We start from the raw sequence: 5,583 nt of genomic DNA, 5'->3' as shown, positions 1-5,583 counted from the left end.
TGACCGACGGCAGCATCGAGATTGCCGGCGAAGACATGACCTGGGCCGATCCGAAAGACCGCCGCATTGCGCTGGTGTTTCAGTCGTACGCGTTGTATCCGACCATGAGCGTCGAGCGTAATCTGTCGTTTGCGTTGCGCATCAACGGCAGGCCGAAGGCGGAAATCGAGCGGCGCGTCACGCGGGCCTCCGAGATGTTGCAACTCGGCCCGCTGCTCAAGCGCAAGCCGGCGCAACTATCGGGCGGCCAGCGGCAGCGCGTGGCGATTGGCCGCGCGATCGTGCGCGAAGCCGACGTGTTTCTATTCGATGAGCCGCTGTCGAATCTCGACGCGAAATTGCGCACCGAATTGCGCCGCGAACTCAAGCAGCTGCACCAGCGTTTGGGCGCGACGATGATCTACGTGACCCACGATCAGGTCGAAGCGATGACGCTCGCCACGCGCATGGCCGTGATGCGCGGCGGCGTGATCCAGCAGTTCGGCACGCCCGCCGAAGTCTATGCGCGGCCGAACAATCTGTTTGTCGCGACTTTTCTGGGCTCGCCCGCGATGAATGTACTCAAGGGCACGCTGGAAGCACGCGGCGGCTCGCTATACTTTTGTACGGCGCATTTGCAGCTCGACGTATCGCCATACCCTTTTAAAAGCGCACCCGCGGATCGCACGCCTTGCCTGCTCGGCGTACGGGCCGAAGACGTGCACGTGGGTGAAGCCTCGAGTACGACCGTGATCGAGCGCGCGACCATTTCACTGGTCGAGCCGATGGGCAACCACCGCGTTATCTGGCTCGACTATCATGGTGTGCAAATTGCGTCGATCGATCAGACGAAAACGCCGGTGGCGATAGGGGATGCCGCGACGTTCCGGTTCGACGGCGCACATATTTCGCTGTTCGATGAAGAAGGCGGCGCGCGTTTATAGTGACCGTGACCGCATGAAGCGTCGTTGAATACAACAAAAGGCTTGACGGAGAACCGCGTGGCAACACTCAAAGATGTCGCGGCACTGGCCGGCGTCGGCATGTCGACCGCGTCGCGAGCTATTTCCGGCAAGGGGCCCATTTCAGCCGATGCGGCCGCGCGCGTAAAAGCGGCGATCGAGGCGCTGAATTTCCGGCCGTCGTCCATCGGCCGGGCCATGGCGACGCAATCGCTCGGCATGATCGGCATATTCGTGCCGACCTTCTTCGGCTCCTACTACGGCACGATTCTCAAGCAGACCGACACCGAACTGCGCGCAGTGCACCGCCACGTGGTGGTGGCAACGGGCTGCGGGGAAGCGTCGCCGCGCGAGCAGGCCATCGAGGCGGTGCGGTTTCTGATCGGCCGCGATTGCGATGGCGTGGTGGTGATCAGCCACGATCTGCACGACGACGATCTGGACATGCTACATCGCATGCATCCAAAGATGGTATTTCTGAATCGCGCGTTCGATCAGTTGCCCGACGCGTCGTTCTGCGCGGATCACCGGCGCGGCGGAGAACTGGCGGCACGCACGCTGCTCGATCATGGGCATCGGGATATCGCGGTGATTTCCGGGCCGTCCAGCGCCTCGGACAATCAGATCCGGCTCGACGGCTTCTTTGCCGAACTGGCGCGTGAGGGTATCGCCCGTGAGGACGTCACACTGATCGAATCGGACTTCTCGCCGGAAGGCGGCTACGCGGCTGCGCAGAAGCTGCTCGATTCGAAGCGGCGCTTCACGGGGCTCTTCTGCGCGAACGACACGATGGCGGTGAGCGCTCTCGCACGCTTTCATCAGGCGGGCATTGCCGTACCGGACCAAGTCTCGGTGATCGGCTATGACGATGACTATTCGGCCGCTTATGCCGCGCCTGGGCTGACCTCGGTGCATATCCCGACGGCGGAGTTGACGCAGAACGCGGTGCGCTGGCTGGTCAACCAGTGCTACCGGACCTCGTGGGAGATCTTCCGCGAGTTTCCGGTGAGCGTGACGATGCGGGAATCGGTGGGACCGGCAGCTGGAACTGCCGCTTCATCGAGCAGGACCAAGACGGCCAGTTGCAGTAGCGCTTCGTAGTTTCTGCTCGAAGCGGCGTTCAGGTGCGCGCAAGCTGCGGGGCCGTTCGTGGACCGCTTGCGCGTTGCGCAGGGTCTGCTCAGGGTGATCAGGTTCCGCTGCGCAGCGACTGTTCGTAGCGCAGACGCGCTTCCTCGTCGAGTCGCGTGTCTTCGAGTTCCTGGAGCACGGCTTCGAGGTCGATCGGTGTGGTGTCCAGTTCGACCCGGCCGGTCAACTCGGCATCCACATGCAACGCGCCCGCTTCGTACAGCGACCAGATTTCCTTGCCGTAGCTCGAGTCGAGCAAAGCGGGGGCGAAGCGGCCGAAATACGTGGCGAGATTGTTCACGTCGCGCTCCAGCATGGCCGGTGCTTCCAGATTGCCGGCGGCATCCACTGCCTGGGGCAGGTCGATGATCACCGGGCCGTCCGCGGCGAGCAGGATGTTGTATTCGGACAGGTCGCCGTGAATCATGCCGGCGCACAGCATGCGCACCACCTGGTTGAGCAGCAGCGCGTGCAGTTCGAGCGCGCGCGCTTCGGTCATCTCGACATCGTTCAGACGCGGCGCGACATTGCCGTCAGCATCCGTCACCAATTCCATCAGCAATACGCCGTCGGTGCAGATGAAGGGCTGCGGCACACGCACACCGGCGTTGGCGAGCTGGAACAGCGCATCCACTTCCGCGTTCTGCCACGCCTGTTCCTGCACTTCGCGGCCATAGCGGCTGCCTTTTTCCATCGCGCGCTGCTGGCGGCTGTTCTTGACCTTGCGGCCCTCGCGATAGGACGCGGCCTGACGGAAACTGCGCTGTTTGGCGTCCTTATAGACCTTCGCGCAACGTGTGGATTCGCCGCTGCGGACCACGTACACGGTGGCTTCCTTGCCGCTCATCAACTGCGAGATGACTTCGTCGATCAGGCCTTCTTCGACCAGCGGCAGCAGGCGTTTGGGTGTCTTCATGCGGCCGCCGTGGGGTGGAGGGCGGCGCGGCGGTCATGGATGGCCGCATGGGTGGCCGCGTTCTGGAGCGTGGGGAGGGAAATTCGGATCATGCGGGATTATACGGGGTGCGAGGCCATGTGCCGGAACGCCGGCGCGAAGGTCCCCGTTGTGACCGGCATGTCTCGTACACTCGCTGCGAACCGCGAGCCTCAAACCTGGAAGACATTCTCCATCCGCTGGATTTCGGGCCGGGACAGATCGAGCGCGGCGGCTTCTTCCCGCCATGGTCGGACGGCGTCCCGAACTTCCTCGACGATACGGCGCGCTTGTCCCGCGTCGATTCGATAAAACTCGGCGGTTTCGAGCGCGGTTTCAAGATTCGGCAGCGCGCTGATACCGTCCAGCGTGAGCGCGTGTTCTCGCTTACCCGGGTTGGGATTCATGTCGAAGGCCGGTGAGAGCCGCCAGCCGGAGGCCTCGCGAATGAAGCCATGATTGCGAAGATGATCGTCCCGGTTTCCTACGAGTACGTTGAAGACGACTCTTCTGAAGAGCTGAGCGAGGTCGCTGTCTATATGACCTTGCGCGCCGTTGCCGGCAAGATATTCGGCGATGTCGAGATAGCTCGAATCCGGTTCGCCATCCCGACGTTCGAGCAAGGTCATCGCGGAGGTGTACATGCGCCGGCTGCCTTCACGACGATCGAATCGTTCGACGCAGAACGTGCCGTAACGCGCCCCGACGTAGCGGAGTTCGGACTGCGGCACCCAGATGCCGGCGTTCCTCGCCAACCGATGCACGATGTATTCCCATCCGCCGATGTCGTAGCGGTCGTCTTTCGCGGGGAATTTGGCGATCCAGAGATCTTCGCTGAGGCTAGTGAAGTTGGCTTTCGGGCGAGCGCCGCCGAGCGACGTGCCCGGGGCGATCAGCATGGCGAGCCACTGCTCGTACTCGGGCAGTTTTTCGATATCGGCTTCTTCGATGCGCAGGCTGATATACGCCAGGGTTTCGAGGTCGGTGACCGGCGGCGCGGCGTTGGCGCTGTTGTCGAGAAAGTGACCTTGCGTGTTCTGAAACCGCAGCGCGCCGACCCTCGTCAGATCATGTACGCCGAGCAGGAAGTCGATTTCCTGCAAATTACGCATGGGCCGGTCTTCTCGATCCGCGGCTGCGGCTTCGCGGCGCTCCATCAGGACGCGGCCCCAACGATCCGGCGCGGAATCCATGAAGACGCCGAAGGCGGCGGACTTCGCAGGCGGGTATTGTTCGTCGGTCCACAATTCGAGCCGTGGATCGAGCATGAATGCATGGCGCCCATCTACCCAGCCTTTCGCATAAGCAAACGATGCGGGCAAATCGGTGCGCGCAGTCTGGCGATACAAAGTGCCGACCTGTTGCGGGCTGCTCAATTCGGTTGCGTCGAGAAAAACCTTGAACGCATCGCGCGGTTTATTGCTGACCATCGGTTCTCTTGGCTTTTTTTGCCGGCCGCTCCGCTTTGATAACGGCGACGCCGGACGGATTCGTGCGTGGTTTTCGTTGCCCCGGCAACTTGAGATCCTGCAGCTTGCGGCCGAGTTCGTCGTCGCGGGCGATGGCGTCTACATCCTTGTCCAGTCCCAACACGCGAAGTGCGCGCATATAAGTGCCAAGCGCAATATTCGGATCGCCTTTCTCGAGGCGGCTTAGCGTGTCACGCGAAATGCCTAACCGCTCCGCGAACAGGACGGTGGGGAGTTCGCGCCGCAGGCGGGCGAGTTTTAGCCGTTCGCCAAGAGCACGCATCTGCTTCTCGACCGACGGAAAGGGACGCTGAAAGGTACGGGGCATGTCCGATAGATTAGGCAAACATAGAGGATATGTCAAAAGTATCGGACAAATTGCCGAATCAGTAATTCGGAAAGCCTTGTCGACGTTGTATGGGCGTCCATTTTTTGTACGATATTTCAGTCAAAATCTTTGTTTTTGACTAAAGTATCGTCGTCGGCAAAGAAGTAGCCGATGAAAAAACATGCGCCGGCGATGAGCGCGCCAAGTACGGCTATCGTATAGGCGAGTGCCGTTCCGTGCCATAGGCCGTCGAACCACTGATGAAGCTGCGCCATCACCACCGCCGCGTTGCCGCCGATGCGCTGCAATTCGATCTGATAGCGCGGGTCCGCGATGCTGTACATGGAGACGGCGCTGTCCGGCGGCGGCGCCATCGCATAGATGATCGCCGCGGCGATCAGGCCGGCGACCAGCACGACGGCGCCGGCCACATAAAGCCGTCGTTGTAGTGGCGAGCGCTTTGCTGCCGGATTCAAGTCATTGCTACCGCTCATCGTGTTCGTGTGTCCGCTCGAGTCATCAGGCTGACAGTATCGCAGAGCGGTCGCGTCCCCCAGGCGCGGCTAGCTTCTCGACGTCAGCAGTTTGATCCCGGCGATGCCGAACATGATCGCGAGCGAGCCGTCCAGCCAGCGACGGATCGCGGCGTAGCGTATCGATGCGCGAACAACGATTCTGCTCGCCCGCGTGCGAGTCTCACAGATACAGTTGATGGCTTGTGCGACGGCACAATCGGGTGTTCGCGGCGCCGCGGGCGAGCTGGCAACACCGACAACTCAG

The 5,583-nt window shown here is 61.8% G+C and carries 6 protein-coding genes and 1 pseudogene; 2 read left to right on the top strand and 5 right to left on the bottom strand.

Annotated elements, in window-relative coordinates; all coding sequences use genetic code 11:
- Together QOC89_RS20510 and QOC89_RS20505 are read left to right on the top strand one after the other, a co-directional pair.
- Positions 1–923: ABC transporter ATP-binding protein (locus QOC89_RS20510; protein WP_323046692.1), on the top strand; the 923-nt coding region annotated here is incomplete at its 5' end.
- Positions 924–980: 57 nt separating this feature from the next.
- Positions 981–2,042 (top strand): substrate-binding domain-containing protein, encoded by a 1,062-nt coding sequence (locus QOC89_RS20505; protein WP_323046691.1) that lies wholly within the window; start codon positions 981–983, stop codon positions 2,040–2,042.
- Between the two features lie 88 nt (positions 2,043–2,130).
- Here the strand turns inward: QOC89_RS20505 and QOC89_RS20500 are convergent, their stop codons facing one another.
- The 5 genes and pseudogenes from QOC89_RS20500 to QOC89_RS31940 all read right to left on the bottom strand — a co-directional run.
- Positions 2,131–2,988, bottom strand: coding sequence for a PA4780 family RIO1-like protein kinase (locus QOC89_RS20500; RefSeq protein ID WP_323046690.1), 858 nt, complete (start codon positions 2,986–2,988; stop codon positions 2,131–2,133).
- A gap of 191 nt (positions 2,989–3,179) precedes the next feature.
- Positions 3,180–4,436, bottom strand: coding sequence for a HipA domain-containing protein (locus QOC89_RS20495; RefSeq protein WP_323046689.1), 1,257 nt, complete (start codon positions 4,434–4,436; stop codon positions 3,180–3,182).
- Positions 4,423–4,803 carry a helix-turn-helix transcriptional regulator gene (locus QOC89_RS20490; protein ID WP_323046688.1) on the bottom strand — a complete coding sequence of 127 codons (381 nt, stop codon included), beginning with the start codon at positions 4,801–4,803 and terminating at the stop codon, positions 4,423–4,425. Before QOC89_RS20490 ends, QOC89_RS20495 begins: the two co-directional genes overlap by 14 nt.
- Positions 4,804–4,919: 116 nt before the next feature.
- Positions 4,920–5,297 (bottom strand): hypothetical protein, encoded by a 378-nt coding sequence (locus QOC89_RS20485; RefSeq protein WP_323046687.1) that lies wholly within the window; start codon positions 5,295–5,297, stop codon positions 4,920–4,922.
- Between the two features lie 69 nt (positions 5,298–5,366).
- Positions 5,367–5,453: pseudogene (locus QOC89_RS31940) on the bottom strand (LysE family translocator); the annotation flags it as partial.
- Positions 5,454–5,583: the final 130 nt, after the last annotated feature.

It is taken from the genome of Paraburkholderia sp. (assembly GCF_034668105.1).
Taxonomy (GTDB): Bacteria; Pseudomonadota; Gammaproteobacteria; order Burkholderiales; family Burkholderiaceae; genus Paraburkholderia.
This window is presented reverse-complemented; position numbering and strand designations above follow the sequence as displayed.

Bases quoted from the DNA above. Each gene is read 5' to 3' on its own strand.
- QOC89_RS20500 (WP_323046690.1), bottom strand. From the start codon at position 2,988: ATGAAGACACCCAAACGCCTGCTGCCGCTGGTCGAAGAAGGCCTGATC.
- QOC89_RS20495 (WP_323046689.1), bottom strand. From the start codon at position 4,436: ATGGTCAGCAATAAACCGCGCGATGCGTTCAAGGTTTTTCTCGACGCA.
- QOC89_RS20490 (WP_323046688.1), bottom strand. From the start codon at position 4,803: ATGCCCCGTACCTTTCAGCGTCCCTTTCCGTCGGTCGAGAAGCAGATG.
- QOC89_RS20485 (WP_323046687.1), bottom strand. From the start codon at position 5,297: ATGAGCGGTAGCAATGACTTGAATCCGGCAGCAAAGCGCTCGCCACTA.